Source organism: Pseudomonas sp. NBRC 111131 (assembly GCF_001320525.1).
Classification (GTDB): Bacteria; Pseudomonadota; Gammaproteobacteria; order Pseudomonadales; family Pseudomonadaceae; genus Aquipseudomonas; species Aquipseudomonas ceruminis.
On record NZ_BCBH01000009.1, the window covers coordinates 166,660 to 192,962 of the forward strand.

Consider the following 26,303-nt stretch of genomic DNA (forward strand, 5'->3'; position numbering starts at 1 on the left):
GCGCTCTGCAGACATTTGTGTGGAGGCTAGGCGTTACAACGACGGCAAGGTCAAGCCCTCTTGTTGCCTCAGCGGGCAGACGGCACGGACAAGGTGGTGGGACGCCCGGCGTCGTCGCCGTGGTTGGCCTCCGGCGCGCCCTTGAAGCGCAGCAGGCGCAGTGCGTTCAGCGTGACCAGGGCCGTGGCGCCGGTGTCGGCCAGCACGGCAACCCACAAGCCGGTGATACCCAACACGGTGGTGACCAGGAACAAGCCCTTGAGGCCAATGGCGAATACGACGTTTTGGTGAATGTTGGCCATCGTCGCCCGCGACAGGGCCACCAGGTGGGCCACGTCCGTGACGCGGCTCTTGAGCAGCGCGGCATCGGCGGTTTCCAGCGCCACGTCCGTGCCGCCGCCCATGGCGATACCCACGTCGGCGGTCGCCAGGGCCGGCGCGTCGTTGATGCCGTCGCCGACCATCGCCACCTTGGCATCACGCTTCATCTCGTTGACCAAGCGCAGCTTGTCCTGCGGCAGCAGCTCGGCCTCCCACTCGATGCCCAGCTTGCCGGCGATCGCCTGCGCGGTGCGGCGGTTGTCGCCGGTCAGCATGACCGAGCGCACGCCCATGGCGTTGAGCTGGGCCACGCCTTCGCGCGCGTCGCGGCGGGGCTCGTCGCGCAGGGCCAGCAGGCCCAGAACGTTCTTGCTGGCTTCGTCGAACAGGACCACCACGGTCTTGCCGCCATCCTCCAGCTTGTCGATTTCCCTGCGGTGCGCGGCTGTCAGCGTGGCCGTCTGTTCCGCATGGGCGGGCGATCCGACAGCGAGCGCACTGCCGTTCACGGTGGCGCGCACCGCCTTGCCGGCAATGGCCGATGCGCCCGTGGCCTGGGGAATCGCCACGTCCAGGCTCTTGGCATGGGCGACAATGGCCTTCGCCAAGGGATGGTTTGAGCCGGACTCGACAGCGGCGGCAAGCGCAAGGACCTGTTGATGCTTGAACAGCCCGAAGGGCAGGACCTCGGTGATGCGCGGCTTGCCCTCGGTCAGCGTGCCAGTCTTGTCGAAGGCAATGGCGCGCACGCGGCCGATGGTTTCCAACGCGTTGCCACCCTTGATCAGCAGGCCCCGTCGCGTGGCCACCGCAAGGCCCGAGGCGATGGCCGCCGGTGTGGAGAGCACCAGCGCACATGGGCAGGCAATCAACAGCAGTGCGAGGCCGCGGTACAGCCAGGTACCCCAGTCGCCACCCATGGCAAGTGGCGGAACCACCACGATCAACGCCGCGATGGCCATGACGGCAGGGGTGTAGTAGCGGCTGAACTTTTCGATGAAGCGAGCCGTGGGCGCCTTGGAGGACTGCGCCTGCTCCACCAGTTGGATGATGCGAGAAATGGTGTTGTCCGATGCCGTCTTCTCGACTTGTACTTCGAGCACGCCATCGACGTTGATGGAGCCGGCGAACACGTCGGCACCGATAGCCTTTTGACGCGGTACGGACTCGCCGGTGATAGGCGACTCGTCCAGGCTGCTTTCACCGCGGAGGATCTTGCCGTCCGCAGGCACCCGGTCACCAGGGCGCACCAGCACGCGGTCGCTCACGCGCAGGGAAGCGGCGGGCACTTCGCGCTGCCCGCCCGCGGCATCGAGCAGTACCGCCGTCTTAGGCACCAGGGAGGCCAGCGCCTTGATGCCGGCGCGCGCGCGGCCGGCGGCCACGCTTTCCAGCAGCTCGCCGATCGCGAACAGGAACACCACGGCAGCAGCTTCCTCGGCCTCGCCTATCACGAGCGCGCCCAGCGAGGCGACGACCATCAGCGTTTCGATAGAGAACGGCGAGCCTGACACAGCCAGCGCGAAGGCTTTGCGAGCGAACGGCAGCACGCCCGCGATCACCGCAGCGGCGAAGATCCATTCAGCGTAGCCAGGAACGAACTGCGCGATCGCGTAGGCCGAGCCCATCAGGCCGCCCAGGCCCAGCACGTGCTTGCCTTTCTTCGTCTGCCACCAGCGCTGATGGCGCGCCGTCGATGCTGCTGCTGGGGCCGCGGGTGCTGAGCCATCATGGCGGCGCACGTCGGAGACGCCGAAGCCCAGGCTCTTGATGGTCTTCTCGATGTGGCCGAGCTGCGTGGGGCCGCCAGACGCGAGCGTCAATTCCAGCGTTTCTGCGGTGAAGTTTATGCGGGCATCGGACACGCCATCCATGCGAGCGAGCGCCGTTTCGATCTTGCCGACGCAACTGGCGCAGTCCATGCCCTCGACGCGCATGGACACGTTGGGGGGCGTGCTGGGTGCTCCACGGGAGGCAGAGGCCGGCGCATGGTCATGCCCGCTGCAGGCCCCGTGATCGTGACCGTGGTCATGGGCATGGGCATGGCCGTGAGCATGGCCATGCCCATGGTCATCACCGCACGCTTTGCCGTGCGAATGATCGTGCCCGTGGTCGTGGGCATGCCCATGGTCATGGTGGCCGCCGCAGCCGGCGTGGTCATGCGCGTGGGCCGCATGGCACGGTGCAGGTGCTGCGGACATTTCGGACGCGGGCAGTGCCTGCACGTCGAAGCCCAGGGACCGGATTTTCTTGGCAATGTCGCGTGCAGTATTTCGGCTACTTGTGCTGCGCGTCAACGTCAGCGTCTCATTTGTAAAATTAACCTGTACATTTGATACGCCATCAATTCGACCAAGCGCTGTTTCAATCTTGCCGACGCAACTGGCGCAATCCATACCTTCGACCCGAAAGCCCAGTTGTTCGTCCTGCGCTCCTGTGCCGTCCAATGTTTCCAAAGACATATCAATCTCCTGGTTCTCTGAGTAATCGCCGTGGCAGGACGCACAAATCAGCGATCGGAATGTTATGCAAACAAATGAACACTTGTTTGTATGTTTATTCAAAAAAAAGAAAGAATCTCTTTCTGGCTGAACCATCCGACCGCTGCTTTATGCAGCTGCCATTAAGTCATTTTTTGTTGCGCAGCATCTGGTAGGTTTCAAATGCGGTGCGGTAGGCATCACTATAGGTATCAGGCGTCTGCTCACCAGCCCAGAATCCAGCCATTCCCGCAACCTGCCAATCTGCCAAATCACTCTTTACTTGAGCACGAGTCAATGCCACCGGAGCCTTGTAAGCCGCACCCAGCTTGAGCTGGAGATAGCTCTCGTAGGCTTGTTGGTAGGCTTGGGTGTGCGAAGCGGTGGTGATTCCGCGCGAGGTGAACGCGTGCATGCCGGAGATTTTCCACAGTTCCAAATCAGCCATCACTTCAGCACGAGTCTTTCCTGCTGAGGGCGCCTGATACATATCACCTTGGGTCAATTGCAAGTAGCGCTGAAAGGCAGCCTGGTATTGAGGGCTGAACGTATCCGGGCCGCTTTCGCCGCGAGACAACGCTTCCAACCCAGATTGCCTCCAAGCAGCCAGATCCTCCTGGACCTGTTGCCGTGTCATATCTGCGGCGAACGGTTGAGCGTTTACTCCAGCAGCAAAAAGTGCGGAAAGCAGAACAGCAAAGCGAATTTTCTTGGACATGGTCAATACTCCTTGACGTTAAAAATAATGGCGTGGTCCTTACGCCTTTCGGATACCCCGTAGACAAATAATAACACACATGAAGATATGTTCAAGTGTTTATTTTTAGAGTGCTTTTTGCTTGGGGTCTTCTAGGCATTCAGCAAGGCGCGCCGGTGTCTCTCTAGATTAATAGCCAAAAAAAGCCTACCCCTTGAAGGCGTAGGCCGGCGCGCACTCACATGTTCAGTCAATCGTCGTGTCTGTCCTCCGAAATGTGAACCGCCATGTCCTGGAGTACCTGGCTGACGTGCTGGTCGGCAATGCCGTAGAAGATGTGCTTGGCTTGGCGCTCGCCGCGCACGAGGCGCGCGCCGCGCAACAGGCGCAGGTGATGGCTGACCAAGGACTGCGACAGGTCTAGCGAGCCAGCAATGTCGCCCACTGCGACCGATCCGCGCATGCACTGCAACAGGATTTTCAATCGCGATTGGTCGCCCAGCAGGCGGAAGGTCTCTGCCAGAACAGCGACGTCACTTTGCGATAGTGCGAGGACATCAGTGGTCGTGCCGTGGTTAGAGGTCGAACATTGCACAATAGCGGCGCTGGTGGTTTTGCGGGATGTCATGGATTCAAACCCTCAAGTGAACTGCGAACCGTCTAGCACGGCCTCAATGCTTGTGACCGGGAGCGGAGTGGTCATGGTCATGATTGTGCTCACTGTGGTCGTGGCCGCTGTGGTCCTGACGGCCTGTCGTGGGTTGCAGGCTGCAGATGTTCTCGTCAGCCTCCGAGTTCCAGTCGATTCCGACTGTGGCGTGTTCGATGCTGAACTGCTCTCGCAGCACCGCCTCGACGCGCTTGACCACAGCTCGCGCCTCCTCGTCCACGTTGGGTCGAACGTGTAGCGTGGCCATCGTGCGACCGGAAGTGAGTTGCCACACGTGAACATGGCTGACAGCCGCCAGGCCGGGCACAGTGCTCATCAGGCCTTGTTCCACCTTTTCCGGCGAAGCGTCCTCTGGCGCACCCTCCAACAGGATATGGATCGACTTGGCCAGGAGCTTCCAGGCGCTGCGCAGAATCAACGCCGCTACTAGAACCGACAGGATGGGGTCGATCGGAGTCCAGCCGGTGAAGTAGATGACGATCGCTGCAACGATGGCGCCGACAGAGCCGAGCAGGTCACCCATCACGTGGAGGATGGCACCTTTCACATTGACGTGATCGGTTTCGCCGCGGGTCATGATCCACAGCACGAGGACGTTGATCAGTAAGCCGAGCACGGCGACGATCATCATCGGGCCGGCGAGGATGACGGGCGGCGCCTGCAGCCGCTCCCACGCCTCGTAGGCGATCCATGCGACGATCGCGAACAGGGTCACGGCGTTCAGGAAGCCGGCGATGACCTCGAAGCGCAGGTAACCGAATGTGCGTTTGCTGTCGGCTGCGCGGCGACCGAATCGGAAGGCAGCGTAAGCCAGGGCAAGTGCCACGGCGTCGGTCAGCATGTGGCCAGCATCGGCAAGTAGGGCTAGCGAGCCCGACAGCACGCCGCCGACAGCTTCCACGAGCATGAAGCCGAAGATCAGGAAGAAGGAAACCAGAACCTTGCGCTCGTTGGCGCTCGTCACTGTGGGGGTGTGGTCGTGATCATGGTCGTGACCATGGTCATGTGCATTGGATTGGGACATGGGCGCCTCTGCTGGTTGAGTGTTTGACTATGGCGAAATATAACACATGAATATGTGTTCATGTGATATATTTTCGCTCACCCTTCTCAGCCTCCGAAGCCATGCGTTGTGATGCCGCAACGAGAAAATGTGCCTATCCTTTCGGCCAGATACGGTGCAGGTCATCCAGAATCAGCTGGTGATGGTGCCTGCCTTGGTCTGCGTGTGTGCGTAAATGAGGGTGATCCGGCGGCAAGCTGGGGTGGTCATGCGCCACGTCAGAAGGGTCGCTGGCCGGCCACAGCCAGAGCGTCAGCGCCACGCCGGCCAAGCCGACCAGGGACATGACAATGAAGGTCGATGGCAAGCCCATGACCGCGCCGAAGCGGCCGGCAAGTGGGTAGCAGATGAGCCAACAGGCGTGCGACAGCGCGAAGTGTGCCGCGAAGATCGCAGGACGGTCCTCGGCATGGGCCGAGCGGCGCAGAAGACGGCCGGATGGCGTTTGCGCCACGCTGTAGCCAAAGCCGATGATCAACCACAGCGGCAGCAACAATGCATAGCTCGGCAGCAGTGCGCCGATCCCCGTGCCCACGACCAGTACGGTAGCGCCGGTGAGCATCGCGGTTCGGTCGGCCACCTTTTCCAGTAAGGATGGCAGAACGAAGGCTGCCACCATCGAACCGCCTCCGAATGCCGCCAGTGCCGACGCCACTTCGACCTCGCCTAGGCCAAAGCGCGCCTTCACGAGAACCACCGTGTTCACGATCACCATGGCGCCCGCCGCCGAGACGGCCAAGCTGATCGCCAGCAGGCCCCGCAGGCGTGGCGTAGCGAGATAGATGCGTGTGCCGCGGGTCGTGCGATCCCAAATGCCGCGGCGCGGTCCGGGAATAGTTGTGGGCAACCGCACGCTGACCACGAGCGCGGCTGAAACGAGGAAACCGAGCACTGTTCCCGCGAACAGGTTGTGAAAGCTGATGACGGTCAGCAGCGCAGCAGCCAGCATCGGGGAAATCAGGCTTTCCAGGTCATAGGCCAGCCGGGACAGCGACAGCGCCTTCGTGTAGTCCTCTTCATCGGGAAGGATGTCCGGGATAGTGGCTTGGAAAGTCGGCGTGAAGCCGGCGGATGCCGCTTGCAGGACAAAGATCAGCAGATAGATCTGCCAGACCTCGGTGACAAAGGGCAAACAGATCGCGACAACCGCTCGTACCAGGTCCAGCGCTACGAGCAATGACCGTCGCGGGAACTGGTCGGCGAAGGCCTGTGCGACTGGAGCGACTCCCACATAGGCCAGCATCTTGATAGCCAGCGCCGACCCGAGCACCGCACCTGCATCGGCCCCGGCCAGCTCGTAGGCAAGTAGGCCGAGCGCTACCGTCATCAGGCCTGTGCCGACGAGTGCGATCACCTGCGCGGTGAACAGGTGGCGGTAGGTGCGGTTCTTTAGGACGGAGAGCATCGAGAGACCTCAGAGCAGTCTGGTTAGCGCCTTCATTTCGGCTAGAACGGAGTCCTCATCATGAGATAGGCAGTGGTCGATGTGGTCATGGATCAGGACGCGCTTGGCCGCTGTGACGGCGCTCTCCACCGCAGCGAGCTGGCGAGCGATGTCCAGGCAGGTTTCTTCTCCTTCGATCATCCCGATGACGTGTCGCAGATGACCCTCGGCGCGCTTGAGCCGTTTCACGAGATCTGGGTGGCTGGTGTGCTTGTGCATCTCTTTCATGCAGCAATCATATCCCCCCCCGGGGGATATGCTCAAGGAGTCTGCATAGCTGTTTGCGCAGTGGATTAGCCCCACCTCGCCTCTCGATGTCTTGCGCCCGACGCCCTCTCTAAGGCGATTGGTGCTCAAAGGATGTAAGGTTTTCTTTCCCATTCATATGAATAGATATACAATTGTTCATATCCAAGCCAGTGAACAGTGGCTTTTCAACGACAAGCACTTGCTCGGAAAGAGAACACCCAGCCGGGGGTAAGTACTGATGCAACACCGATGGAGAATTGAATGCTTCGCAAAGACATACGCAAGGGATGGATATGGGCGGTATCCACGCTTTGGGCCGGCACCGTGCTAGCCCAGCCAGTAGCCGCCCCTCACGTCCCATCCAGACCAGACAGCCACATGGTCGCCCAATTGTGGGAGTCAGCTTGGCAGCGGCAGCCAGAAGCCGCTGGAGAAGGCGCCTGGCAGCAGGCCGCCCAAGCACGCCAAGAGACGGCCGGCAGTTGGGTGGCAGGTCCGATGGCGCTGGAAGCCTCCACCAAAACTGATCGGTTCAACAACCGCAACGGACAGCGCGAATATGAAGTCGGGGTGGCTATTCCCCTTTGGATGCCTGGTGAGCGCGCCTCGTCGGCACGCTGGGCGGACGCGGAAAGCCTCGCGCTATCCAGCCGGATGCTGGCCGCCAAGCTACGCACGGCCGGACAGGTTCGCCAGGCATGGTGGGCATGGCAGCGTGCCCAGGCCGAATTGGTGGCGGCGCAGGATCGCACCCGCAGCGCGGACGAGTTGGCGCAAGATGTGGCTCGCCGGGTTCGCGCGGGCGACCTGGCGCAAGCCGACAGAAACCAGGCCGATGGCGCCTTGGCGTCGGCTCGTAGTGCCCTGGCCATTGCTCAGGCCGAAGAAATCACGCAGCGCGAGGCGTTGTTGGCACTGACCGGCATCGAGAGTATCCCGTCGCAGGCCGATTCCGCGCAGCCGGAGCAGTCAGGTGTCCGAGTTCAACCGGCATCGGCACAGCCGTCCGGCGCGTTGTTGGGTAACCACCCTGCGCTGCTGGAACTGCAGCACAAGGCGCTGGCGGCCCGCCGCTCTGCGGAACTGGTGTCCCATCAGAAGTACGCCAACCCCGAACTGACCCTGGCGACCACGCGGGATCGGGGCGGCTACGGCGAACGCTACAACCAGACGATCACGGTGGGTGTGCGCATTCCCTTCGGTACGGGTAGCCGTCATACCGAGCAATTGTCCAGCGCCAATGCGCAGGCACTGGAGGCTGAGTCGGCACTCGCGGCCCAGCGCACCCGGCTACTCTCGGAAATTCGAACTGCCCAATCGCGCGAACTGGCAACCAGCACCCAGATGCAGGCCGCTTCGGAGCGCCAGCGACTAGCCCAACAAACGCGCACCTTCTACCAAAAGTCGTTCGCGATGGGCGAGACGGACATGCCGACACGCCTTCGCATCGAGCAGGAGGCCACCGAGGCCGAGCGCGCGGCGCTGCTCGCCAAGGTGGAGCATGCCGCGGCCATCTCGTCCCTGTTGCAGGCACAAGGCACGCTGCCGCAGCCGACCGAGACTTTCACTGACATCTCCGGCACGCGCTGATCGGCGCGCGCTCAACCATCCTGGAACCTTAGAAATGTCGCAATCCTCTTTCTGGCGTGCAGCTGCCTTGTCCAGCCTCCTGCTTGGCAGTAGCGCAACGTGGGCCGGCGACGGCCATGACCATGGCGAAGCCGCTCCTGCCCCCGCAGCGGCCGCGCTTCCGCGCTTTGCCGCAGTTTCCGATGACTTCGAACTGGTGGGTGTGCTGAACGGCCAGCGTCTCACACTCTACCTCGACCATGCTGCCGACAACCGGCCGGTGACCGATGGCGAGCTGACCCTCGAGCTGGGTGGTCAACAGGTAAAGGTCAGCTCACACGGGGTTGGAGAGTTCGAGGCCGATCTGACTGAGCCGCTATCCGATGGCGAGACCTCAATCATGGCCACTATTACTGCGCAGGGCCAATCGGACCTGTTGACGGGCGTTCTCGATGTTCATAGCGAAGACGCCGAACACGAGCATGCCGTCGCATCCGGCCGTGTGGTCGTACTAGGTGGCGGTGCCGCAGTCCTCGGCGTCGGTGTCCTAGCGTGGGCGCTGCGCAGACGTACACGCACCAACGGTGCACTGCGAGGTGCAGCATGAAGCGCAACTTCCGTTTCCTAATGACGACGGCCATGGCGGCTGCATTGGCTCTGGCTGCTCCCGCGTTCGCTCACGACGGCCATGACCACGGCGACGAAGCGCCGGCTGCGTCTTCCAATGGCCCCCAGCGCCAGCCTGATGGCAGCGTGTTTCTTCCGAAACCGTCGCAACGTCAGATCGGTGTACGCACCCAGCTGATCAAGCAGGAGCCCTTGGCCCGCAGCCATGAACTGGCTGGCAAAGTAATCATGGACCCGACGACAGGCGGCAAGGTCCAGGCAATGGTAATGGGCCGGCTGGTGCCCGGGCCGGATGGTCTGCCGCAGATCGGCCAATCCGTGCGCAAGGGCCAGGTGCTGGCTTACATCGAACCGGCCAGCGGTGTGCTGGAGCGCTCAGGCCAGATGGCCCAGGTTGCCGAGCTGCGTGCGGGCCAAGCGCTCGCGCAGAAGCGCTTGGCCCGGCTGCGCGAGCTGTCGGAGACCGTGCCCCGCAAGGAGATCGAAGCAGCCGAAAGCGAAGTGAACAGCCTGACCGAACGCGCCCGCGCCTTGAGCGGGGGCCTCGCCGGCAGGGACGTACTGAAGGCCCCAGTCAGCGGCGTCATCGCATCCAGCCCCGCAGTTGCCGGGCAGGTCGTGGATGCGCGCGAACTGGTGTTTGAGGTGGTCGATCCGACCCAACTGCGCATCGAGGCGCTTGCCTACGATCCGGCAATGGCACAGAACCTGGCCGGTGCTGCACTCGCAGTAGGCGGTCAGAAGGTGCCGCTGAGCTTCGTCGGTGCCGCCAGCAGCCTGCGCGAGCAGGCCCTGCCCATGCTGTTCAAGGGCACCAGCGAAAGCCTCTCGCGCTTGGCGGTCGGTATGCCGGTGGTGGTCTTCGTGCAAGAGGCGACGACGGTACCTGGCTACCGCGTGCCTTCCGGTGCGCTGATGAAGAACCCTGCCAACCAGAACATCGTCTGGGTCAAAGACCAGGCCGAGCGCTTCGAGCCGCGTGTCGTGAACATCACTCCTTTGGATGGTGCATCCATCGCTGTCACTTCGGGCCTGGCGGACGGCGACCGCGTGGTTGTCGAGGGCGCGTCCCTGATCAATCAAGTTCGTTGAGGGGCACCATTCCATGTTCAAGTGGCTTCTCGAAAATAGCTTACGAAACCGGCTCCTGGTCATCATCGGGGCGCTGGTGCTGATGGCGTATGGCGCGTTCACCCTGACGCGCACGCCGGTAGATGTCTTTCCCGATCTCAACAAGCCGACCGTCACTCTCATGACGGAGGCTGGCGGCATGGCTGCCGAAGAAGTCGAGCAACTCATCACGTTCCCGCTCGAAACGGCCATGAACGGCCTGCCCAGCGTCGAAAGCGTGCGCTCGGTCTCCAGCGCCGGGCTTTCCTTCATCTACGTGACATTTGACTGGAAGACCGACATCTTCCGGGCGCGCCAGATGGTCTCCGAACGCCTGACGTCCATGGAGGAAGGGCTAGCCCCGGGCGTGACGCCCACTATGGGGCCAATCAGCTCAGTGATGGGCGAGATCATGCAGATTGCAATCCCCATCGGTGCCAAGCCCTCAGGGCAGAAGAACGCAGCCCCGCCGCTGTCGGCCATGGACACTCGCGAGTACGCGGACTGGGTGCTACGCCCCCGGCTGATGGCCATACCTGGTGTTGCCCAAGTCATCCCGATCGGAGGCGAGGTCCGTCAGTTCCAGGTCCAGCCCAACACCACGCGAATGTCAGAGCTGGGCGTGACTGCGTCCGATCTGGATGCGGCTCTCAAGGGCTTCTCCGCGAACACTTCCGGCGGCTTCCTGGAGATCAATGGCCGCGAGTACCTGATCCGCAACCTGGGCCGCACGTCCCGACTCGACGACCTGCGTAACCTGCCTCTCGCGGTGCGTGCGGGCCAACCCATCCTGCTCCACCAGGTCGCCGATGTTCAGTTTGCGCCAGCCATCAAGCGCGGCGATGCGGGCTTCGAGGGCCTGCCAGCCGTGATCCTGGGCATCCAAAAGCAGCCCACGGCCGATACGATTGCACTGACCCGCTCGATCGAGTCAGCGTTGGCGGACATGAAGGGCTCACTGCCGGCTGGCATGGCCGAGCCACAGGTGACCTTCCGACAAGCCAACTTCATCGAGGCGTCCATCAGCACGCTGCAAGGCAAGCTCATCGGCGCATCGGTCTTCGTGGCGGTGATCCTGTTCTTCTTCCTGGGCACTTTGCGCCCCCTGGTGATCGCGTTGACCGCGATTCCTGCCTCGATCTTCGTGACCGGGCTGGTGTTCCACTATTTCGGCCTATCAATCAACACCATGACGCTCGGTGGGCTGGCGATCGCCATCGGCGGTCTCGTGGACGATGCTGTGGTCGATGTGGAGAACATCATGCGGCGGCTCAAGGAGGACCGCACCCGCCACCCTGAGAACCGGCTGACGCCCCTGGTCATCGTTGCCAGGGCCTCGATGGAGGTTCGCTCGGCGATTCTCTACGCCACGATGATCATTGTGCTGGTGTTCCTGCCCCTGTTCGCGCTGCCGGGGATGGAGGGGCGCTTGTTCGTGCCGCTGGGCATCGCCTTCATCGTCTCCACGCTGGCCTCGCTGCTGGTCTCTGTGACGGTCACTCCGGTGCTTTCGTACTACCTGCTGCCCAAGATGAGGACGCTGGACCATGGCGACACTCGGCTTCTAGCCTGGTTGAAGACGCGCTATCAGGGCGGCCTGCAGCGGGTCTTGCAGCGGCCGCGTGCCGCCCTTGGCATGGCCGCTGTGGCTGTCACACTGGCTGTCGCCGCGGTGCCATTCTTCCCGACCACGTTCCTGCCCCCGTTCAATGAAGGAACGTTGCTGGTGGGCCTGCGCCTGAATCCCGGTGTGACGCTGGCCGAATCTTCGGCGCTTGCCCAGCAAGCCGAGCTGCTGGTCGCGCAGGTGCCAGAGGTGCAGCACGTGGGCCGGCGCAGCGGACGGGCCGAGCTGGACGAGCATGCCGAAGGCGTGCATGTCAGCGAGCTGGACGTGGGCCTGCTGCCCGCCTCGGAGCTAAAGCGCTCCATGGAGGAGATCACCGCCGACATCCGTTCGCGTCTGGCTCACTTGCCCGGCTCCATCGGCATTGGCCAGCCGATCTCGCACCGCATCGACCACATGTTGTCGGGGGTGCGCTCGCAGATCGCCATCAAGGTGTTCGGCGAGGACCTGGACGTCCTGCGCGGGCAGGCGGATCTGCTGCGCGCCAAGCTGGCCGGAATTCCGGGGCTTGCTGACCTGGAGATCGAAAAGCAGGTCCTAGCGCCGCAGATCAAAATCCGCGTGGATTATGCGGCGGCGGGACGCTACGGCGTGGCCGCACCGCAAATTCTGTCCACGCTGCAAAGCCTGGTCGAAGGCGAAAAGATCACCGAGGTCATCGAGGGCAACCGCCGCTTCGCGCTGGTGGTTCGCCTGCCCGAGCAGGCGCGGTCGATTGAGGGCTTGAGCCGCATCCTCATCGACACGCCCATGGGTCGGGTCCCGTTGTCGCGCCTTGCCACCATCGAAGACAGCGACGGCCCCAACCAGGTCAGCCGCGACGATGGCCGTCGACGCATAGTTTTGTCGGCCAACGCTCAGGGACGGCCGCTGTCCGAAGTAGTGGCCGACATACGCAGCGTCGTCCAAGAAGTGCGCTTGCCCGAAGGCTACTTCATCACGCTGGGCGGCCAGTTCCAGGCACAAGAGGAAGCCTCGCGACTGGTGGGCCTGCTGTCCATCGTCTCCCTGACGCTCATGTTCGTGGTGTTGTACACGCGCTACAAGTCGGTCGTCCTATCAGCGCTCATCATGGTGAACATTCCATTGGCCCTGGTCGGCGCCGTGTTGGGGCTGTGGCTGTCTGGCCAGCCGTTGTCCGTGGCCGCCCTGGTCGGCTTCATCACGCTCGCGGGTATTTCTGTGCGCAACGGCATCCTGAAGGTGAGCCACTACCTCAACCTCATGCGCATGGAGGGCGAGGACTTCGACCAGAAGATGATCGTGCGTGGCTCGCTCGAACGGCTTTCCCCGGTTCTGATGACCGCGCTGGTCACGGCCTTCGCGCTGGCCCCGCTGCTGTTCGAGGCGTCCCGACCCGGTACTGAGATCCTGCACCCCGTCGCGGTGGTGATCTTCTCGGGGCTGGTCAGCTCCACGCTGCTAGACACCTTCCTTACACCCGCCATGTTCTGGCTGTTCGGCCGCAAGCCTGCCGAACGCCTGCTGGACGACCGCGACGCGGAGGCATTCTGATGCAACGCCTTCTGTCACCCGATTTCAACCACCGTAACCCTATAGGAGCTTTCATGTCTGTTCGATTTCGTTCCCTCACGGCCGGCACCGCCCTCGCCCTGGCATCCGTCACCGCCTTCGCCGCAGGCGACCATGACCACGCGCATGACCACAAGCCGCTGCATGGTGGCGTCGTGACCGAAGTCCGGGACGTGGACTACGAGTTGGTCGTTCAGCCCGCAGCAGCGCAACTCTACCTGCGCGACCACGGCAAGCAGGTCAATGTAAGCAACACCAAAGCCAAGCTCACACTGTTGACCGGCTCACAAAAGCAGGAGGTGCAACTCACGCCTGCCGCGGACGGAAGCCGCCTCGAAGGCAGCGGGACCTTCGCCGCAGCCAAGGGCACGAAGGCCGTCGTCCAAGTCGAACGTGGGGGCAATACCGCGAGCGCCCGGTTCGTTCTGCCGTAGTGTTCAACGTGATCGTCAGGGAACGAGCTGTAATCTGGCGACCACCTGACAAAAGGCGCGACATAGGCGCTCACTATTTCCTCAAAAACTTTGGAGATGTAAATCATGGAAATGCATTTCGACGTCATTGTTATCGGTGCCGGCCCAGGCGGATACATCGCGGCCATTCGCGCTGCCCAATTAGGCATGAAGGTCGCTTGTGTAGATGCCTGGAAGAACAAGGACGGAAAGCCAGCACCTGGCGGCACCTGCAACAACATCGGTTGTATCCCTTCGAAAGCGCTACTGCAGTCGTCAGAGAACTTTGAACAAGCCAAGCACCACTTTGGCACGCACGGCATCTCCACGGGTGATCTGCGCATGGATGTGACCACGATGTTGGAACGTAAGAATCAGGTCGTGAAGTCCAGCAACGAAGGCATCCTTTATCTGTTCCGCAAAAACAAGGTCCAGTTTTTCAACGGCCTGGCGTCTTTCACCAGGACTGTCGATGGTGGCTTCGAGGTGAGCGTCGCCGCCGATGAGGCTGTTACCTTGGTGGGCAAGCAGATCATCGTTGCCACAGGCTCCAACGTGCGGCCACTCCCCAACCTACCGTTCGATGAGCGGGTCGTGCTCTCCAACGACGGCGCGCTGGACATCGCGGCCGTGCCCGATCGGTTGGCCGTCATCGGTGCCGGCGTGATCGGCCTGGAGCTGGGCTCCGTTTGGCGCCGCCTGGGGGCGGATGTCACGATCCTCGAAGGCTTGCCCAGCTTCCTGCCAATCGTCGACCAAGCCATCGCCAAGGAGGCGAAGAAGGCGTTCGACAAGCAAGGCCTGAAGATCGAACTAGGTGCGAAGGTTCGCGAAGTCAATGCAACCGAGGCTGGCGTGACTATTCACTACACCGACAGCCAGGGCCAGACGCAGTCCTTGCAGGCAGACAAAGTGATCGTGGCTATCGGCCGTGTGCCCAACACCGAAGGCCTGAATCCGGCCGCCGTGGGACTCCAACTGGATGAGCGCGGCGCCGTGCTGGTGGACGATGAATGCCGCACCAGTGTGCCCGGCATCTGGGCCATCGGTGACGTGGTGCGTGGCCCGATGTTGGCGCACAAGGCGGAAGAGGAAGGTGTCGCAGTGGCCGAGCGCATTGCCGGCCAGCACGGTCACGTCGATTTCAATACGATCCCCAACGTCATCTACACCAGCCCAGAGATTGCCTGGGTAGGCCGCACCGAGCAGCAGCTCAAAGAGCAGGGCACCGCCTATCGAATCGGTTCCTTCCCGTTCATGGCCAATGGCCGCGCGCGTGCGCTGGGCGACACGCCGGGCCTCGTCAAGGTGATCGCCGATCCTGCCACTGATGAGATACTCGGCGTGCATGTGGTCGGCCCGCAGGCCAGTGAACTGGTGGCCGAGGCCGTGATCGCCATGGCGTTCAAGGCCAGCAGCGAAGACATCGCCCGCATCTGCTTTGCCCATCCGACCCTCTCCGAGACGTTCAAAGAGGCCTCGCTGGCCGTGGACAAGCGCGCGCTCAACTTCTGATTGATCGGAAGCGGCATCCAAACCACCTCACCGAACGCAGCTGCGGGCGGTGGGGCGCATATCGCCATGGAACGTAGGCCACGCCGCAACGGCATGCTATGCCCAACAGTTACTCGTCGTTGTGGTCTTCCGCGATGTGGGTGGCCATATCCAGCAGCACCTGGTTCACGTGCTTGTCCGCCACCTCATAGAAGATCTGTTTGGCTTGGCGCACGCCCTTGACCAGGCGAGCACCGCGCAGCAGCCGCAGGTGGTGGCTCACCAGCGACTGCGAGAGTTCGAGGGTTTCAGCGATGTCCCCGACCGAGGAAGAGCCTTTCATGCAGCACAGCATGATTCTCAGCCGGGACGGGTCACCCAGGAGGCGGAATGTCTCAGCCAAGATGGTCACGTCATTCTGTGACAGCGATTCCAAATCGGCGCTGGGACCCTTCGGTGGGGTACTGAATGGCTTACTTGTATTCATTTTTAAAATATTTCCTAACCTCGAATGGCTGTTTTCGCCCTTCAGAATTAACAAGGCAGCGGCCGCTTAGGCGCGCGCAGCAAAGAACCAGTGCGAGCCTGGCAGGCAAGGCCTCCGTTCCCCGTGCACCGGGTCATTTCTGAAACCTGACAGCATCCGAAAAAGCGCTTGACCTTCCCACGATGGTAAACCCTAAGCTCCCTCCATGTCGAATTTCAACTATGGGAAGCACACCATGAGCATGGCAACAACGAGTAGTGCTGGCGCCCAAGCAGCGGCAATCAGCCTGCCCATCGAGGGCATGACCTGCGCAAGCTGTGTCGGCCGAGTCGAGGCCGCCCTTGCCAAGGTCGAGGGCGTGGCAAGCGTGTCTGTCAATCTCGCCACCGAGCGAGCGGACATTCGCCTGAACCGTCCTGTCGATCGCATGGCGCTGATCCAGGCGATCGAGAAGGTAGGGTACGACGTGCCTCAGGGCACCATCGAGCTGGCGATCGGAGGCATGACCTGCGCTTCGTGCGTGGGCCGCGTCGAGAAGGCGCTCAAGGCGGTGCCGGGCGTCACTGAGGCTGTGGTCAATCTGGCGACCGAGCGCGCTACCGTGCGTGGCGTAGCATCCGTGCAGGATCTGATTGCTGCTGTCGATAAGGTCGGCTACGAGGCCAGCCCGGTCGATACAGGCATGCAGGCCGACGAGGAAGCTGCCGAGAAAAAGGACGCCGAGCGCGCCGAACTCAAGCGCGACCTGACCCTGGCCGCCGTGCTGGCGCTGCCTGTGTTCGTGCTCGAAATGGGCTCGCACATGATTCCCGGCATGCACGAGTGGGTGGCTTCCACCATTGGCATCCAGCAGAGCTGGTATCTGCAGTTCGTGCTGACCCTGCTGGTGCTCGCCATTCCGGGCTGGCGCTTCTATGAGAAGGGCTTCCCGGCGCTGTTCCGCCTGGGTCCCGACATGAACTCGCTGGTCGCGGTCGGCACGGCCGCGGCCTTCGGTTATTCGATGGTCGCCACGTTCGCGCCCAGTCTGCTGCCGGCCGGCACGGTGAACGTGTACTACGAGGCGGCAGCCGTCATCGTGGCGCTGATCCTGCTGGGCCGCTTTCTTGAGGCACGGGCCAAGGGCCGCACCTCCGAGGCCATCAAGCGCCTGATCGGCCTGCAGGCCAAGGAGGCGCACGTGCTGCGCGACGGCCGCATCGTGGACATCCCGATCAACGACGTGGCGCAGGGCGACATCGTGGAAGTGCGCCCCGGCGAGCGCGTGCCGGTCGATGGTGAAGTGACCGAGGGCCGCAGCTTCGTGGACGAGTCGATGATCACCGGCGAGCCGATTCCCGTCGAAAAGGCGGAAGGCAGCACCGTGGTCGGCGGCACCGTCAACCAGAAGGGTGCGCTGACGCTGCGTGCCACCGCCGTGGGCGGTCAGACCATGCTGGCGCAGATCATCCGCATGGTCGAGCAGGCGCAAGGTTCCAAGCTGCCGATCCAGGCCGTGGTGGACAAGGTGACGCTGTGGTTCGTGCCCGCCGTCATGCTGGCCGCGGTGCTGACCTTCCTGGTCTGGCTGGTGTTCGGCCCGTCGCCCGCGCTGTCCTTCGCGCTGGTCAATGCCGTGGCGGTGCTGATCATTGCCTGCCCTTGCGCCATGGGTTTGGCGACGCCGACCTCCATCATGGTCGGCACGGGCCGGGGCGCCGAGATGGGCGTGCTGTTCCGCAAGGGTGAAGCCCTGCAACTGCTCAAGGACGCCAAGGTGGTGGCCGTGGACAAGACCGGCACGCTGACCGAGGGCCGCCCGGTCCTGACCGACCTGGAGATTGCCGACGGCTTTGACCGCAACCAGGTGCTGGCGAAGGTCGCCGCTGTCGAATCGCGCTCGGAGCATCCGATCGCACGCGCCATCGTCGAGTCGGCCGTGGAAGGTGGCATCGCGCTGCCGACGATGACAGACTTCGATTCGGTCACGGGCATGGGCGTGCGCGCCACCGTGGACGGCGCGCGTGTCGAGGTCGGTGCCGATCGCTTCATGCGTGAGCTGGGGTTGGACGTGGGCAGCTTCGCTCGCACGGCCGAGCGCCTGGGCAACGAGGGCAAGTCACCGCTGTACGCCGCGATCGACGGCCGGCTGGCCGCCATCATCGCGGTGGCCGATCCGATCAAGTCCAGCACGCCCGCGGCCATTGCCGCGTTGCACCAGCTCGGCCTGAAGGTGGCGATGATCACCGGCGACAACGCGCGTACCGCGCAGGCCATCGCCAAGCAACTGGGCATCGACGAGGTGGTGGCCGAAGTGCTGCCCGAGGGCAAGGTCGAAGCCGTGCGCCGGCTGAAAGCCAGCCACGGCCAGATCGCCTACGTGGGCGACGGCATCAACGACGCCCCGGCGCTGGCCGAGGCCGACGTGGGCCTGGCCATCGGCACCGGCACCGACGTGGCGGTGGAGTCGGCCGACGTAGTGCTGATGTCGGGCAACCTGCAGGGCGTGCCCAACGCCATCGCGCTGTCCAAGGCGACCATCGGCAACATCCGCCAGAACCTGTTCTGGGCGTTTGGCTACAACACGGCCCTGATCCCGGTGGCCGCTGGCGTCCTGTACCCCGCATACGGTGTGCTGTTGTCGCCGATCTTCGCGGCTGGCGCGATGGCGCTGTCCAGCGTGTTCGTGCTCGGCAACGCGCTGCGCCTGCGCCGCTTCCAGCCGCCGCTGGCGGCGGATACCGCTCATTGAGAAAGGAGGAACACCATGAACATCGGTGAAGCATCCAAGGCCTCGAAGGTCTCGGCCAAAATGATCCGCTACTACGAGCAAATCGGTCTGATCCCTCCGGCTGACCGCACCGATTCGGGCTACCGCGCCTATACCCAGGACGACGTTCACCGGTTGCATTTCATCCGGCGTTCGCGCGACCTCGGCTTCTCGGTGGCCGAGATCACGGACTTGCTGGGACTGTGGAATGACAAGTCGCGCCAGAGTGCTGATGTAAAGCGTCTGGCCCAGCAACACATCGACGAGTTGGACCGGCGCATCGAGAGCATGCTGGAGATGGCCGCGACGCTCAAGGCGCTGATCCGGTGTTGCGCCGGCGACGAACGGCCCGACTGCCCGATCCTGCACACGCTGGAGCAGCCCGATATCAGTGACAACAAGCCCGAAGCGCGCACTGGCGCAGTGCCGCGCCGCGCGCGAGCCAACGCAGCAGGAAAAAAGCCGTGTGCGCACTGAGCAGCCAGGAGAGATATGCCCAAAATCACCGTCTTGCCCCATCCTGAACTGGCGCCTGAGGGAGCCGAACTGAACGTGCCAGCAGGCACTTCGATCTGCGAGGCCCTGCTGGACAACGGCATCGAGATCGAGCATGCCTGCGACATGAGCTGTGCCTGCACGACCTGTCACTGCATCGTGCGCAAGGGGTTCGATTCTCTAAACGAAGTCGAGGAATGCGAGGACGATCTGCTCGACCGGGCCTGGGGACTGGAGGCGCAGTCGCGGCTGAGCTGCCAGGCCATCGTTGCGACCGAAGACCTGACCGTCGAGATCCCCAAGTACACGATCAACCATGCCAAGGAGAACCACTAGGAGCCTGCGTGCTGCCTCAGGCGCACCGGCCTGCGGCAGGGTTGCTCTGGCAGATGGAGGACTGACGGCATTGCCGCCAGATAACCAACCCGTGGGCCAGACCAACCCGCGAGCCAGGTGTCTACACTCCCTTTGCACGGTCGTCGGTTAGGCTGGAAAGGTCATCAACGTCCTTAAATCCGTGACGGCCGGCCCATGGAAAGTCCCACAGGAGAAGTCCTGCATGTCTGCGCCCAAGCTAGCCACGCTCTACCGAATGGTCATGCCCGGCCATACCTGCCCCTACGGGCTGAAGTCGCTCGATCTGCTCAACCGCAAGGGCTACGAGGTCGAGGACAAACACTTGGCAAGCCGCGAGCAGACGGATGCGTTCAAGAAGGAGCATGGCATCGAGACCACGCCCCAGGTCTTCATAAACGGGCGGCGCGTGGGCGGCTACGACGACCTACGCAAATTCTTCGGCATGTCCGTGAAGGACAAGAACGCCGTGACCTAGACCCCTGTGATCGCGCTGTTCGCCACGGCGGCCGCAATGGCGCTGGCGGCGAGCTGGGCGGCCTTCGGCCAAGTCTAGAGCATTCAGGCGGCAGAGTGGTTCGTGGCCTTTGCCATGTGCCTCCTGGCGCTGCAGAAGCTCAAGGACGTGGACGGCTTCGCGACGACCTGCTGGCCAAGCGCTGGGTTCGGTATGCCTATTTCTACCCGTTCGCGGAGGCCATCGCAGGCGTCCAGATGGTCGCGGGCGTGGGGATGTGGGTGTCGATTCCGTTGGCGCTGTTCATCGGGACCGTCGGGGCCGTGTCGGTTTTCAAGGCGGTCTATGTCGATCGCCGGGAACTCAAGTGCGCCTGCGTGGGCGGGGACAGCAACGTGCCGCTGGGCTTCGTGTCCCTGACCGAGAACCTGATGATGGTGGCGATGGCCCTGTGGCCAAGGTCGGCCTACCTTGGGATGCACTGAGCGCCGCGCCAGGTACGGCGCAGCGCACGTGCTCGCATCGGCCGTCCTGTGTGCATGCCGGCCACGATGCGGTGTTACTGCGCGCGCGGCGGGAAGCCAGCTTCGCTCAGGGCCGCGGCGATCTGCTCTTGCGAGGCCGAGGTCTGGACCTCGACACGGCGGGTCGGCGGGTCCGTGACGATCTTGGCGTTGGGGTCGATCATTTGGATCGTTTTCGTCACAGTGCGGGCGCAGCCGCCGCAGGTCATGTCTTCGAGATGGAATTGCATGGAAAACTCCTTTCGGGTTGGGGTGTTTGAAGTGTGCTCCTTGCCACCGTTGGAAGGTCAATCGCTATTTGCATCCCCGCCACACCAACCGGCCGAATGCTCATAGGGGCAAGGCCGTGGTGCTCTTTACGCGATCCAGCACGAAGCTGGTCTTGCAGTCCTGCACGCTGGGGTGCTTGAGCAGCGTGTCGAGCACGAAGCGGGAGTAGTGAGCCATGTCCATGACGACCACCCGCAGCAGATAGTCCATGTCGCCGGTCAGCGCATGGCACTCCACAACCTCTGGCCAGTTCTGGACAGACGCGCGGAACACGTCCATGGGATTGCGCTTGTGCGAGTCGGAGTACTGGGCCGACTTCTACACGAAGTTCTTCAACTTCCAAGAGATCCGCTACTTCGACATCAACGGCGAGTACACCGGCCTAGCCTCCAAGGCGATGAGCGCGCCGGACGGCCTGATCCGCATCCCGCTGAACGAGGAAGCACGCCAGGGCGGCGGCCAGATTGAGGAATTCTTGATGCAGTTCAGCGGCGAGGGCATCCAGCACATCGCCCTGCTGTGCGACAACCTACTCGATGCGCTCGACCGCGTGCAGATGGCCGGTATCCCGCTGCTGACCGCCCCCAACGACATCTATTACGCAAACTTGGAAAAGCGCCTGCCCGGCCATGGCCAGCCCGTACCCGAGTTGCAGGCGCGCGGCATTCTGCTCGACGGCACGACCGAAGGCGGCCAGCCCCGCCTGCTGCTGCAGATATTCTCCGAGCCGCTGCTTGGCCCGGTGTTCTTCGAGTTCATCGAGCGCAAGGGCAACTACCGCGAGGGCTTCGGCGAAGGAAACTTCGGTGCCTTGTTCGAGTCGATGGAACGCGACCAGATCAACCGTGGCTCGTTGGAAATCAACCCGGCCTGATTTGGGCCTTTCCATGAAGGCAGAGCGCCTTCAGTCCTACATCTCGCGAGCCCCTCTGTGGGCTCGCGCTACTTTGGCGTCAGTACTGCCTTAGCCGCTCAAGCATTGAGCGGGTTGGCTTCGGCGTCACGTTCCGAAACAGTTGCTACCGCCCTTGACTTGAGTTAATACATGAACATATGTATTTTTATTCAGATACAGCGATGGCCTTTTTCCTCGCCCTGAAGAGGGACCCAGCACTACGTCGCCCCCTCTAAGCGCACTTCGGCAGCAATGCGCCGTGGCCAACCCAATGACCAGGATTGCTGAAGGACGTGCCCATGGAACTTCGTCATTTGCGCTGCTTCGTGGCTCTCGCCGAAGAGCTGCATTTCACCCGTGCTGCGGAGCGCTTGCACATCGAGCAGCCGCCGCTGTCCCGCACGATCAAGGAATTGGAAGACGAACTGGGGGTGCTGCTCTTTGACCGCGATCGGCGGGGAACGCGGTTGACGCCAGCGGGCACCACCTTCCTTCAGGACATTCGCAGGCTGTTCACCAACCTGGAGCAGGCACGAGAAAACGTCAGGGCGATCGCCGCAGGCCTAAGAGGCAGCGTGCGCATCGCCATCTCCGATGGCGCCATCGACCCGCGGCTGTCTGCACTTCTTGCCCTGTGCCGCCAGGAGGAGCCGGAGATCGAAATACGGCTCTCCGAGGTCACCCTGGCGGAACAGTTGCGGGGACTGCGATCCGGCGACTTCGCGATCGGTTTCGCACACACCGCGGACGTCGGCGACGGACTGGTGACGGAGCCCATCTGGCAGGACCCGCTGGTGGTGACCGTGCCGATCCGGCACCCGTTGCTGGCCCACAAGGAAGTGTCGCTACGTGAACTCGTGAGTTACCCGCTGGTGATGTGCGATCCGCAGCTTTGCGAGGGCTACTGCCGCGAATTGACCCGGCTGCTACATCCCCTGGAGCGCGAGTCCACCATCGTTGAGCATGTCTCGTCGCTGGACATGATGCTCACATTGGTCGGAGCTGGTTACGGCATCGGCTTCGCAACGGCGACCCGAATCGCGGCGTGTCAACGTCCCGACGTGGTGATCCGGCCGTTGGCGCTCGATTCGGCCGTCATCATCACCTACCTGCTTCGGCCCGAAGGCGGTAGCGGACTATCCGCACCCGTAGAGCGCTTCATCGAGCGTTTGCGTTCGCCAAAGAGCGATTAGCTACGACGCCTGCGCCACATCCGGCGTCACGCATCGCCCTGAAGGTAGAGGTTGCGCTCCGTGGCCGTCATCAGTTCGGCCGAGCTGATCTTGAGAGCCAGGGAAATTTTTAGAATGAGAGCGAGTGTCGGCATGTGCTCGCCGCGCTCAATCTTGCCCATGTGCGAGCGCGCGATCCCCGCCAAGCCCGCGAACTCATCCTGAGCAATCCCCTGAGCCAGGCGAGCGGCTCGCACCGCTTGCCCGAACGCCAACGCCGGTGCGGACTCATAGGTGGTTACTCCGGCGGGCCGTCCAGGCCGAATAGTGCGCTTCTGCATTCGCAGAAGCGTCATGGAATCACTGATCTTTAACCACGTTAAAGATATCTCTTGAGTATGATGTCGGCTGCTCTTTTCGATCCCGTTGCCTCTTGGGGGCATCCATGCACAACGCCATCAGACCGTCCCCGAATTTCACACTCGCCATAGCGCCAGGTGTGCCGTCTTCACGGCTGTCGGCGCTGCTTGCACTGCAGCGAGCGCACGAGCCGGGTGTCGCGATCGCCGTGCGTGAAGTTTCGGATCAAGAGCTGGTAACGGGCCTGCATGAGGGCCGCTACGACGCGGGGCTATCTCTTAGCAGTGCGGGGGATCACCTGACGAGTAGCCGGAGGCTGTGGTGCGAAAGCATGGCCGTCGCGATACCACCGCGGTTCCGTTTGGTTGATCAGGCGAAGCTCACCATCTCCGATCTTCAGGACTATCCAATCTATCGCTGGCAGGCGGAGGCTTGTCCCTTGCTGGACGAGAGGTTGGCCTCCCTGATGCCAGTGGACCAAGAGAACATCCTGCCTGCAACTTCATTCGAGATGATGGCGCTGTGGGTTTCAGCCGGCTACGGCATCGGCGTATGCGCGCAATCGCGCATCGAGCGTGCCCATCAATGGGGGGTAAGCATGCGACCGCTCGCCGATGGCCCCTATGAGATCGTGACGTACCTCCAACGGCCCCACGCGCAAGCAGATTCTGCTGCCAAGCGTTTCGAGCGCAGGGCGCTGCAGATCGCCGAGGCAGGCGCCCTGTAGCAGGCACTCCTATAGGCCGGAGCCGTCTCATCCCGGCCATAGGTTGCAGCATGGGACTAGACCGGACTAGACCCCTTCAAGCACCGCTGCGCTGTCCACCAGTCGGCGGACGCTCTGCCGCACGTCCTCGGGGATGGGCCGCGGGGCAACGGCCTCGGGCACATCCGCATGGTGCTGGTAGTCGCCCATGAGAACCCGGATGATTGCGGGCACGTTCGTTGGCGTGACCGCATCAATGGCCGCACGATCACCCAGGTCGGGGTGAGGCTGGGTCAGCATGCGGTACAGGTCCCACGAATCGGCGTGCGGGCATTGGTTCATGAGCACTTGGGCCAGCTTGTGCTTGAGCGGCACCAGTTGCCAGTCGGGAACCCGCTGCCCCCGGTTGCCCAGGCTGATCGACAGCAGCTTGCCCGCCTTCAGCTCGCGGTTGATCTGGTCCTTGGACTTCCCGGCCAGCTTGCCGAACAGCGGGACCGGCAGATTGTTCGGCGACTCGTAGATGGCCAGCATTTCCTCGCGCTCGCGCTGGATCGCGGAGACTTCCGGCTCCGGGGCATGCACCGGAGGCGGCGGCACCTGCGACAGCCGCTGGAACATGATTCCGCCGCTGTTGGGGGTCACGACGATAGGCGTGGCCACCACGGGCGGCACGCCGGGGACAACAGGCTCAGCAGTCGTGGAGACCGCGCCCACCACTTCCTCCACTTCCGCCATTGCCGGCACCCCGTCGATACGGATGGTCAGATGCGCGCTCGCGGCTTCGACTTCACCCTGTTCGAGCAGGTCAAGACGGTCTGCCCAGTCCTGCATCATGCGACGCCGAGGCTCCACGTACTTGGCGTGGTTGTAGGCCGAACTCACCTTGTTGGGGTCGGAGTGCGAAAGCTGAGCGTCCACCCAAATCTTCGGGTATCCGATCTCGTTGAGCGCGGTCGAGATGGTGCCGCGGATGCCGTGGCCGGTCAGGCGCCCCTCGTAGCCCATGAGCTGCACGGCCTTGTTGAGGGTGTTCTCGCTGATGCGCTTCTTGAGTTCGCTGCGATGCGACAGCAGGTACTTCTGCGCTGGACGCATCACGCCCAGGAGATAGCGCACGATCTCGATGGCCTGCAGGGACAGGGGCACGATGTAGGGCGGCACGTCCTGCGGCCGCTTGCCGGCCTTGCGCATTTCGTCCTGGAGTTGCTTGACGACCTGCGGCGGGATGATCCACAAGCCGCGGTCGAGGTCGAATTGCTCAGGCTCGGCCAGGCGCAACTCGCCCGTGCGCACCCCCGTCAGGAACAGCAGCCGGACGCCAAGCTGGGTCTGCCAGCCCCGGGGGTTGTAGCGCCGGAGCTTCTGAAGGAACTCGGGCAGCTCGGGCAGGTGCAGATAGGGGTTGTGGGCCACCGGGGGCTTGGGCTCGGCCACCACGTCCAGGTCCGCGGCCGGATTGACTTCCAGCCCTTCGGCGATGACCAGGGCATAGCGGAACATCTGGTTGAACCAGGTGCGGACCTTCTCGGCGGTGGTGAACGCCTTGCGTTTCTCGATCGCCGCCACGACGCCCACGAGCTGGGGCCGTCGAATGTCGTAGATCGACATCTTCCCCAGGGTAGGCAGCACGTCCTTGTTGAAGATGCGCAGGATCTGCGAAAGCGTGCTCTGACGGCCTTCCTTGAGTTCCTTGCGGCGATGCTCGACCCAAGCATCGAAGACGTTCTTGAAGGTGTATTCGCCCGCCAGCTTGGCCGCGTGCCGGCGCTGGTCGCGTTCGATTTGGGGATCAATGCCCTTGGCGAGCAGAACCTGAGCCTTGTCCCGCTCGGCGCGGGCCTCGCGCAGACTGAGGGCGGGATAGCCACCCAGGGACATGCGCTTTTGCTTGCCCAGCCAGTAGTATCGGAAGATCCACGACTTGCCGCCTGCGGCAGAGACCATCAGGCCCAGGCAGTCGTTATCGGAGAGGGTGTAGCGCTTGCCGGTGGTTCTTGCCTGCCGGACTGTCAGATCAGAGAGTGCCATTTCGAGGCTCCTAAGTTATGACTTAGGCCTAATGCTCGTCATGGTTCCCGCTCAGCCCCAGCAACTATCCGGTAGCCGTCCCAACCGTATTCTTGTGCCTCAATTGGTCACTCAAAAACGGTAGCTGTGGGTGGATTTCCGTGGCGCTCGCTGGAATGAAAAAAGGGGCCAAAGCCCCTCTTTTCAACGACTTACAGACGTCAGTAGAAGTCTGTAGATCACTATCTGGAGCGGGAAACGAGACTCGAACTCGCGACCCCGACCTTGGCAAGGTCGTGCTCTACCAACTGAGCTATTCCCGCATTTTGAAGCCTTTACCGCTATCGGCGTGAAGCGCCACTAAGACCTTCACCACCACTGCACCGCATAGACGCCACAGTATTTAAACTGGAGCGGGAAACGAGACTCGAACTCGCGACCCCGACCTTGGCAAGGTCGTGCTCTACCAACTGAGCTATTCCCGCAAA

The 26,303-nt window shown here is 62.7% G+C and carries 22 protein-coding genes, 2 tRNA genes and 2 pseudogenes; 13 read left to right on the top strand and 13 right to left on the bottom strand.

The window, feature by feature from the left end; translation table 11 throughout:
* Positions 1 to 68: 68 nt before the first annotated feature.
* From APH34_RS11475 to APH34_RS11505, 6 genes are all read right to left on the bottom strand, one after another.
* Positions 69 to 2,783: a heavy metal translocating P-type ATPase gene (locus APH34_RS11475; protein ID WP_012614060.1), complete on the bottom strand. Its 2,715-nt coding sequence runs from the start codon at positions 2,781 to 2,783 to the stop codon at positions 69 to 71.
* Positions 2,784 to 2,949: 166 nt separating this feature from the next.
* Complete coding sequence (locus APH34_RS11485; protein ID WP_003821150.1) at positions 2,950 to 3,519, bottom strand: DUF4148 domain-containing protein; 570 nt, start codon at positions 3,517 to 3,519, stop codon at positions 2,950 to 2,952.
* Positions 3,520 to 3,748: 229 nt separating this feature from the next.
* Complete coding sequence (locus APH34_RS11490) at positions 3,749 to 4,126, bottom strand: helix-turn-helix transcriptional regulator (RefSeq protein WP_003821152.1); 378 nt, start codon at positions 4,124 to 4,126, stop codon at positions 3,749 to 3,751.
* A gap of 43 nt (positions 4,127 to 4,169) precedes the next feature.
* Entirely contained in the window at positions 4,170 to 5,192 is a 1,023-nt protein-coding gene (locus APH34_RS11495) for a cation diffusion facilitator family transporter (RefSeq protein ID WP_003821153.1), read from the bottom strand.
* A 133-nt stretch (positions 5,193 to 5,325) separates the two neighbouring features.
* The gene (locus tag APH34_RS11500; protein WP_003821155.1) at positions 5,326 to 6,636 is read right to left on the bottom strand and encodes an MFS transporter; all 1,311 of its coding nucleotides are present in this window, start codon (positions 6,634 to 6,636) and stop codon (positions 5,326 to 5,328) included.
* A gap of 9 nt (positions 6,637 to 6,645) precedes the next feature.
* On the bottom strand, positions 6,646 to 6,903 hold the full coding sequence (locus APH34_RS11505) for a metal-sensing transcriptional repressor (protein WP_003821156.1): 258 nt from the start codon (positions 6,901 to 6,903) through the stop codon (positions 6,646 to 6,648).
* Between the two features lie 399 nt (positions 6,904 to 7,302).
* Between APH34_RS11505 and APH34_RS11510 the strand changes: the two genes are divergently transcribed.
* From APH34_RS11510 to lpdA, 6 genes are all read left to right on the top strand, one after another.
* Positions 7,303 to 8,514 carry a TolC family protein gene (locus APH34_RS11510; protein WP_223656232.1) on the top strand — a complete coding sequence of 404 codons (1,212 nt, stop codon included), beginning with the start codon at positions 7,303 to 7,305 and terminating at the stop codon, positions 8,512 to 8,514.
* 34 nt (positions 8,515 to 8,548) lie between these two features.
* The gene (locus tag APH34_RS11515) at positions 8,549 to 9,100 is read left to right on the top strand and encodes a hypothetical protein (RefSeq protein ID WP_015912829.1); all 552 of its coding nucleotides are present in this window, start codon (positions 8,549 to 8,551) and stop codon (positions 9,098 to 9,100) included.
* Positions 9,097 to 10,212, top strand: a complete 1,116-nt coding sequence (locus APH34_RS11520) for an efflux RND transporter periplasmic adaptor subunit (RefSeq protein ID WP_003821159.1) — start codon at positions 9,097 to 9,099, stop codon at positions 10,210 to 10,212. The genes APH34_RS11515 and APH34_RS11520 overlap by 4 nt, the downstream gene beginning before the upstream one ends.
* A 13-nt stretch (positions 10,213 to 10,225) precedes the next feature.
* Positions 10,226 to 13,372: an efflux RND transporter permease subunit gene (locus APH34_RS11525; RefSeq protein ID WP_012614056.1), complete on the top strand. Its 3,147-nt coding sequence runs from the start codon at positions 10,226 to 10,228 to the stop codon at positions 13,370 to 13,372.
* A gap of 53 nt (positions 13,373 to 13,425) precedes the next feature.
* Positions 13,426 to 13,824 carry a hypothetical protein gene (locus APH34_RS11530; protein WP_015912828.1) on the top strand — a complete coding sequence of 133 codons (399 nt, stop codon included), beginning with the start codon at positions 13,426 to 13,428 and terminating at the stop codon, positions 13,822 to 13,824.
* A gap of 105 nt (positions 13,825 to 13,929) precedes the next feature.
* A complete protein-coding gene (gene lpdA, locus APH34_RS11535) occupies positions 13,930 to 15,357 on the top strand; it encodes a dihydrolipoyl dehydrogenase (RefSeq protein ID WP_015912827.1) in 1,428 nt (475 codons plus the stop codon).
* Positions 15,358 to 15,466: 109 nt separating this feature from the next.
* Here lpdA and APH34_RS11540 read toward each other — a convergent pair whose 3' ends face one another.
* Positions 15,467 to 15,823, bottom strand: coding sequence for a metalloregulator ArsR/SmtB family transcription factor (locus APH34_RS11540; RefSeq protein ID WP_015912826.1), 357 nt, complete (start codon positions 15,821 to 15,823; stop codon positions 15,467 to 15,469).
* 235 nt (positions 15,824 to 16,058) lie between these two features.
* On the opposite strand from APH34_RS11540, the gene APH34_RS11545 reads away from it, so the two are divergent.
* From APH34_RS11545 to APH34_RS30330, 4 genes and pseudogenes are all read left to right on the top strand, one after another.
* Positions 16,059 to 18,554, top strand: a complete 2,496-nt coding sequence (locus tag APH34_RS11545; protein ID WP_017511447.1) for a heavy metal translocating P-type ATPase — start codon at positions 16,059 to 16,061, stop codon at positions 18,552 to 18,554.
* 15 nt (positions 18,555 to 18,569) lie between these two features.
* The gene (gene cueR / locus APH34_RS11550; protein ID WP_012614052.1) at positions 18,570 to 19,049 is read left to right on the top strand and encodes a Cu(I)-responsive transcriptional regulator; all 480 of its coding nucleotides are present in this window, start codon (positions 18,570 to 18,572) and stop codon (positions 19,047 to 19,049) included.
* Positions 19,050 to 19,064: 15 nt separating this feature from the next.
* Positions 19,065 to 19,403 (top strand): ISC system 2Fe-2S type ferredoxin, encoded by a 339-nt coding sequence (gene fdx / locus APH34_RS11555; RefSeq protein WP_012614051.1) that lies wholly within the window; start codon positions 19,065 to 19,067, stop codon positions 19,401 to 19,403.
* Positions 19,404 to 19,626: 223 nt separating this feature from the next.
* A pseudogene (locus APH34_RS30330) lies at positions 19,627 to 20,363 on the top strand (MauE/DoxX family redox-associated membrane protein).
* A 74-nt stretch (positions 20,364 to 20,437) separates the two neighbouring features.
* Here the strand turns inward: APH34_RS30330 and APH34_RS11565 are convergent.
* The gene (locus APH34_RS11565; protein ID WP_012614049.1) at positions 20,438 to 20,632 is read right to left on the bottom strand and encodes a heavy-metal-associated domain-containing protein; all 195 of its coding nucleotides are present in this window, start codon (positions 20,630 to 20,632) and stop codon (positions 20,438 to 20,440) included.
* Between the two features lie 100 nt (positions 20,633 to 20,732).
* Entirely contained in the window at positions 20,733 to 20,951 is a 219-nt protein-coding gene (locus APH34_RS11570) for an Lrp/AsnC ligand binding domain-containing protein (protein WP_017511446.1), read from the bottom strand.
* Positions 20,952 to 20,976: 25 nt separating this feature from the next.
* Between APH34_RS11570 and APH34_RS11575 the strand changes: the two are divergent.
* Together APH34_RS11575 and APH34_RS11580 are read left to right on the top strand one after the other, a co-directional pair.
* Positions 20,977 to 21,546 (top strand): annotated as a pseudogene (locus APH34_RS11575) (4-hydroxyphenylpyruvate dioxygenase family protein); the annotation flags it as partial.
* A 320-nt stretch (positions 21,547 to 21,866) separates the two neighbouring features.
* On the top strand, positions 21,867 to 22,760 hold the full coding sequence (locus APH34_RS11580) for a LysR family transcriptional regulator (RefSeq protein ID WP_012614048.1): 894 nt from the start codon (positions 21,867 to 21,869) through the stop codon (positions 22,758 to 22,760).
* A gap of 26 nt (positions 22,761 to 22,786) precedes the next feature.
* Here the strand turns inward: APH34_RS11580 and APH34_RS11585 are convergent, their stop codons facing one another.
* Positions 22,787 to 23,080 (bottom strand): helix-turn-helix domain-containing protein, encoded by a 294-nt coding sequence (locus APH34_RS11585; protein WP_024082527.1) that lies wholly within the window; start codon positions 23,078 to 23,080, stop codon positions 22,787 to 22,789.
* 104 nt (positions 23,081 to 23,184) lie between these two features.
* On the opposite strand from APH34_RS11585, the gene APH34_RS11590 reads away from it, so the two are divergent.
* Positions 23,185 to 23,826 carry a LysR substrate-binding domain-containing protein gene (locus APH34_RS11590; RefSeq protein WP_012614047.1) on the top strand — a complete coding sequence of 214 codons (642 nt, stop codon included), beginning with the start codon at positions 23,185 to 23,187 and terminating at the stop codon, positions 23,824 to 23,826.
* 66 nt (positions 23,827 to 23,892) lie between these two features.
* Here APH34_RS11590 and APH34_RS11595 read toward each other — a convergent pair whose 3' ends face one another.
* The 3 genes from APH34_RS11595 to APH34_RS11605 all read right to left on the bottom strand — a co-directional run bounded on the left by APH34_RS11595 (position 23,893) and on the right by APH34_RS11605 (position 26,300).
* On the bottom strand, positions 23,893 to 25,836 hold the full coding sequence (locus APH34_RS11595; protein WP_012614046.1) for an integrase arm-type DNA-binding domain-containing protein: 1,944 nt from the start codon (positions 25,834 to 25,836) through the stop codon (positions 23,893 to 23,895).
* Between the two features lie 226 nt (positions 25,837 to 26,062).
* A tRNA-Gly gene (locus APH34_RS11600) sits at positions 26,063 to 26,138 on the bottom strand.
* A gap of 86 nt (positions 26,139 to 26,224) precedes the next feature.
* Positions 26,225 to 26,300, bottom strand: a tRNA-Gly gene (locus APH34_RS11605).
* Positions 26,301 to 26,303 lie beyond the last annotated feature (3 nt).

Bases quoted from the DNA above. Each gene is read 5' to 3' on its own strand.
- APH34_RS11475 (WP_012614060.1), bottom strand. From the start codon at position 2,783: ATGTCTTTGGAAACATTGGACGGCACAGGAGCGCAGGACGAACAACTG.
- APH34_RS11485 (WP_003821150.1), bottom strand. From the start codon at position 3,519: ATGTCCAAGAAAATTCGCTTTGCTGTTCTGCTTTCCGCACTTTTTGCT.
- APH34_RS11490 (WP_003821152.1), bottom strand. From the start codon at position 4,126: ATGACATCCCGCAAAACCACCAGCGCCGCTATTGTGCAATGTTCGACC.
- APH34_RS11495 (WP_003821153.1), bottom strand. From the start codon at position 5,192: ATGTCCCAATCCAATGCACATGACCATGGTCACGACCATGATCACGAC.
- APH34_RS11500 (WP_003821155.1), bottom strand. From the start codon at position 6,636: ATGCTCTCCGTCCTAAAGAACCGCACCTACCGCCACCTGTTCACCGCG.
- APH34_RS11505 (WP_003821156.1), bottom strand. From the start codon at position 6,903: ATGAAAGAGATGCACAAGCACACCAGCCACCCAGATCTCGTGAAACGG.
- APH34_RS11510 (WP_223656232.1), top strand. From the start codon at position 7,303: ATGGTCGCCCAATTGTGGGAGTCAGCTTGGCAGCGGCAGCCAGAAGCC.
- APH34_RS11515 (WP_015912829.1), top strand. From the start codon at position 8,549: ATGTCGCAATCCTCTTTCTGGCGTGCAGCTGCCTTGTCCAGCCTCCTG.
- APH34_RS11520 (WP_003821159.1), top strand. From the start codon at position 9,097: ATGAAGCGCAACTTCCGTTTCCTAATGACGACGGCCATGGCGGCTGCA.
- APH34_RS11525 (WP_012614056.1), top strand. From the start codon at position 10,226: ATGTTCAAGTGGCTTCTCGAAAATAGCTTACGAAACCGGCTCCTGGTC.
- APH34_RS11530 (WP_015912828.1), top strand. From the start codon at position 13,426: ATGTCTGTTCGATTTCGTTCCCTCACGGCCGGCACCGCCCTCGCCCTG.
- lpdA (WP_015912827.1), top strand. From the start codon at position 13,930: ATGGAAATGCATTTCGACGTCATTGTTATCGGTGCCGGCCCAGGCGGA.
- APH34_RS11540 (WP_015912826.1), bottom strand. From the start codon at position 15,823: ATGAATACAAGTAAGCCATTCAGTACCCCACCGAAGGGTCCCAGCGCC.
- APH34_RS11545 (WP_017511447.1), top strand. From the start codon at position 16,059: ATGAGCATGGCAACAACGAGTAGTGCTGGCGCCCAAGCAGCGGCAATC.
- cueR (WP_012614052.1), top strand. From the start codon at position 18,570: ATGAACATCGGTGAAGCATCCAAGGCCTCGAAGGTCTCGGCCAAAATG.
- fdx (WP_012614051.1), top strand. From the start codon at position 19,065: ATGCCCAAAATCACCGTCTTGCCCCATCCTGAACTGGCGCCTGAGGGA.
- APH34_RS11565 (WP_012614049.1), bottom strand. From the start codon at position 20,632: ATGCAATTCCATCTCGAAGACATGACCTGCGGCGGCTGCGCCCGCACT.
- APH34_RS11570 (WP_017511446.1), bottom strand. From the start codon at position 20,951: ATGGACGTGTTCCGCGCGTCTGTCCAGAACTGGCCAGAGGTTGTGGAG.
- APH34_RS11580 (WP_012614048.1), top strand. From the start codon at position 21,867: ATGGAACTTCGTCATTTGCGCTGCTTCGTGGCTCTCGCCGAAGAGCTG.
- APH34_RS11585 (WP_024082527.1), bottom strand. From the start codon at position 23,080: ATGCAGAAGCGCACTATTCGGCCTGGACGGCCCGCCGGAGTAACCACC.
- APH34_RS11590 (WP_012614047.1), top strand. From the start codon at position 23,185: ATGCACAACGCCATCAGACCGTCCCCGAATTTCACACTCGCCATAGCG.
- APH34_RS11595 (WP_012614046.1), bottom strand. From the start codon at position 25,836: ATGGCACTCTCTGATCTGACAGTCCGGCAGGCAAGAACCACCGGCAAG.